At 44.6% G+C, this 2,795-nt stretch carries 3 protein-coding genes and 1 pseudogene; 1 reads left to right on the top strand and 3 read right to left on the bottom strand.

What is annotated here, in order from left to right; all coding sequences use genetic code 11:
* Positions 1-576 precede the first annotated feature (576 nt).
* Positions 577-777: a hypothetical protein gene (locus E0E29_RS16895; protein ID WP_130850928.1), complete on the bottom strand. Its 201-nt coding sequence runs from the start codon at positions 775-777 to the stop codon at positions 577-579.
* A 124-nt stretch (positions 778-901) separates the two neighbouring features.
* On the bottom strand, positions 902-2,101 hold the full coding sequence (locus E0E29_RS16890; RefSeq protein WP_341273123.1) for a tyrosine-type recombinase/integrase: 1,200 nt from the start codon (positions 2,099-2,101) through the stop codon (positions 902-904).
* Positions 2,102-2,252: 151 nt separating this feature from the next.
* Between E0E29_RS16890 and E0E29_RS18925 the strand changes: the two genes are divergently transcribed.
* A complete protein-coding gene (locus E0E29_RS18925) occupies positions 2,253-2,579 on the top strand; it encodes a DUF6431 domain-containing protein (protein WP_130850926.1) in 327 nt (108 codons plus the stop codon).
* 75 nt (positions 2,580-2,654) lie between these two features.
* Here E0E29_RS18925 and E0E29_RS16880 read toward each other — a convergent pair.
* Positions 2,655-2,795: pseudogene (locus tag E0E29_RS16880) on the bottom strand (IS5 family transposase); the annotation flags it as partial.

Here is a 2,795-nt window from a genome sequence, read left to right as displayed (position 1 = left end):
GCAGCTTGCAAAATTATCTCCAAATGAATTTTACACGTACCTCACTACAGGCGTTTATCCTCTGCAAGGCAAACCGCCTGTGCATGAAAAATAGCTTCTGACCAGATCTATGGTCACATAACAACTCTCATGTTTTTGGTATTTCATTGTGTCCTTGACTTTGGGTACACTTTAACCTTAACATAATTCGTAGCTAGGATAAAACCCGATTCTAAATAACTGTTTCTTATGAGAAAATCAATCTCGCGATTTAAAGAAATTTTATATCTGATTTTCGATTATCTGCATAAACATTATAGAAACTCATTAGCAAATCACCTACTTTTAAGTGCTCTTAACTACTGTTATTACAATGGTTTTTCGAACGGTTAAGGGTAGTTAAAAGTAGGTAAGTGTAGATAATTCGTATATTATTTATCTATCATTTCTACACAGACATTCATACACTATCCGCAAGTGCCAAAATGTATGAGTTATGATGTAGGAATAAATGACTGCGATCTACATGAGGAATAGTATTAAGCCAGAAAGAAACCGCCCTCGGCTGCTACGAACAGTCAAGGGCGGTCGTGTGTTTTATAGGACTACAACTGCGTCAGGCTCTGCAAAGAGAGTCTTAGTTTTGAAGCCATTCTTTGCCGCTTTCTTTGTCTGTTTGATTGCGGCAGCACCGTGAGCTTTGGCAAAACGCCATGCTTCAGCGGGGTGAGCATCGGTATATATATCGGCTTCATTGATAGACATATTCCGAATTTGCTCATTAGTCAATCTGGCCATAGAAACACCTCCTTTCTGGCTTAATAGTGTTCCTCCGTACCAGTATGTTTCTCCATGTTCGAGGCATCTCCTTCCAGTTGGACAGCATACCACAAAAACGTTGGGTCCGCAAGTCCTACTCCCTCTATTTTATTTTTTCAATTTCCTCTCGGAGCCAAGCGAACTCTCGGCGGGTATAAACCTTCTCAGTAATGTCGGAGATTTTGTGGCCCACCATATATTTGATGGCATACTCATCCACGCCATAGCGCTTAGCCATGGTAACAAAGTGGGTACGGCCGTCGTGTGGACGATGATTAGGATTTAACTTTAGCTCGTCCCGAATACGTTCAAAAGCTTTTTGATATCGGGCGTAAGTCAGCTTAAGGTTTTTCTTGTTACGGTTATTGGAGTCTGTCCAGTTGAGCAAATAGGGGCTTCCAAGGGCCTCCGCCTCCTGATATTTTCGGAGCACCAGGTCTTGGATGCGAGAGTGGATGGGGACAATACGGTTCTCTCCGGCATCCGTCTTCATACCGCCTCGGAATGTCCAACTCTCCAAGTCTACATCTTTCAATTCCAGTAAACCAAGCTCCTGAGGGCGCCAACCGGAGTAGCATTGGATCAACAGGATGTCGATACCCTGCTTGTCGCTGATATTTGCCCAAAGCAAGTCCATCTCTTCGTCTGTAAAAGCGATATGCTCCTTTTTCACCGATTGGATCTCCTTGACAGTCTCCTCGGTGAGATTGAAGGTGCGGGAGTAATTTCGATCCACCAGCTCATACTCCAAAGCATAGTCCAGCATCATGTTGAACAAGGATTTGATTTGATTCTTCATGGTGGCGCTTGGATGTTGTTCCTTACCGCGAATGATAGCCGCGCCCTCCTCCATACAGCCTTTTACATGCCGGGCCCGGATGTCCATAACTCGCATCTTATAGACGCCAGAACAATATGCCCAAGCTGCGGTAGCGGATTTAGTGCTCTTCACCGTTTTCTCATATTCGGGGAGCCATTTATCGTAGAGTTCCTGCATGGTGATAGACGGCTCCAGGTCATAAGGATTCTTATTGTACTCCACCAAGGCAGTGTAGGCATCGTTATAAGTAGCAAAGTAGGACTCCGGTTTAAGAGGCTTGCAGATAGGTTTTCCCTCTGGTGTTTTTCCTACTGTTACCATTGCCCGAAATGGGTTCCTCAAATTACGGTTTTTGATCTCGCTGATCTGACCAAAGCCGTTCGGCAGCCGCCGGCGCTTGTTGGATTTGCGAGGTCTTTTTTGCTTTTCAGAGGATTTTAGCGGGTAGCCGCAATGGGGACAGGCGTTTGCCTTATCGCTCACCGGTAACTCACACTCTGGGCACTGTATCAGCATGGTTGATTCCTTTCCCTCATTCAGAGTTGATTTACTGCTCCTAATCATATATGATGGTATAGGAATTGTCAAGTATATTTCTACACAATATTTTTTAATTTAGATTAGAGGGCGGCTTATGGTGATGCAGGATCAATCCACCTGCCCCAAGTGCGGCGGGGAGTTGAAATACTATGACAGCGTGCTAAGACTGGTACGGACGAAAGGCCGGGAAACTGTTAGAGTTCCTATGCGCCGTTTTCGATGTGCTAAATGTGGTGCGGTTCACAGAGAACTTTCTGGGTTGCTCTTTCCCTATAAGCAATATGAAGCAGAGATCATACTCGGAGTGCTTGATGGAATCATTACTTGCGAGACACTTGGTTTCGAGGATTTCCCCTGTGAGATGACTATGCTGCGGTGGATTTCGCAAAAAGCACAGCTCCTATTATGGAGGTATCCATAAGTGAAAGGAGTTTTGCAACCATGAAATTGATACCTGTTGATGCTAGGGCTTGTTTGAAAAAAGGCGGAGATTGTGCTAAAGCAACAAAATAGCGATGGAGGCAAGATACACAAAGGCTAGGAAGGAAGCATCCGACTTGTCATATCTGGTGGCGATTCTGCGAAACCACTTGATTTTCTGGAAAAAACACTCCACCAGATGGCGTTCTTTATACAG

It is taken from the genome of Intestinimonas timonensis, assembly GCF_900626145.1.
In the GTDB taxonomy this organism is placed as follows: Bacteria; Bacillota; Clostridia; order Oscillospirales; family Oscillospiraceae; genus Intestinimonas; species Intestinimonas aquisgranensis.
The sequence above is the reverse complement of the archived record's forward strand: the minus strand, read 5'-3'. Positions and strand labels throughout refer to the sequence as shown.

Coding starts and splice junctions, on each gene's coding strand:
- E0E29_RS18925 (WP_130850926.1), top strand. CDS start 2,253: ATGGTGATGCAGGATCAATCCACCTGCCCCAAGTGCGGCGGGGAGTTG.
- E0E29_RS16895 (WP_130850928.1), bottom strand. CDS start 777: ATGGCCAGATTGACTAATGAGCAAATTCGGAATATGTCTATCAATGAA.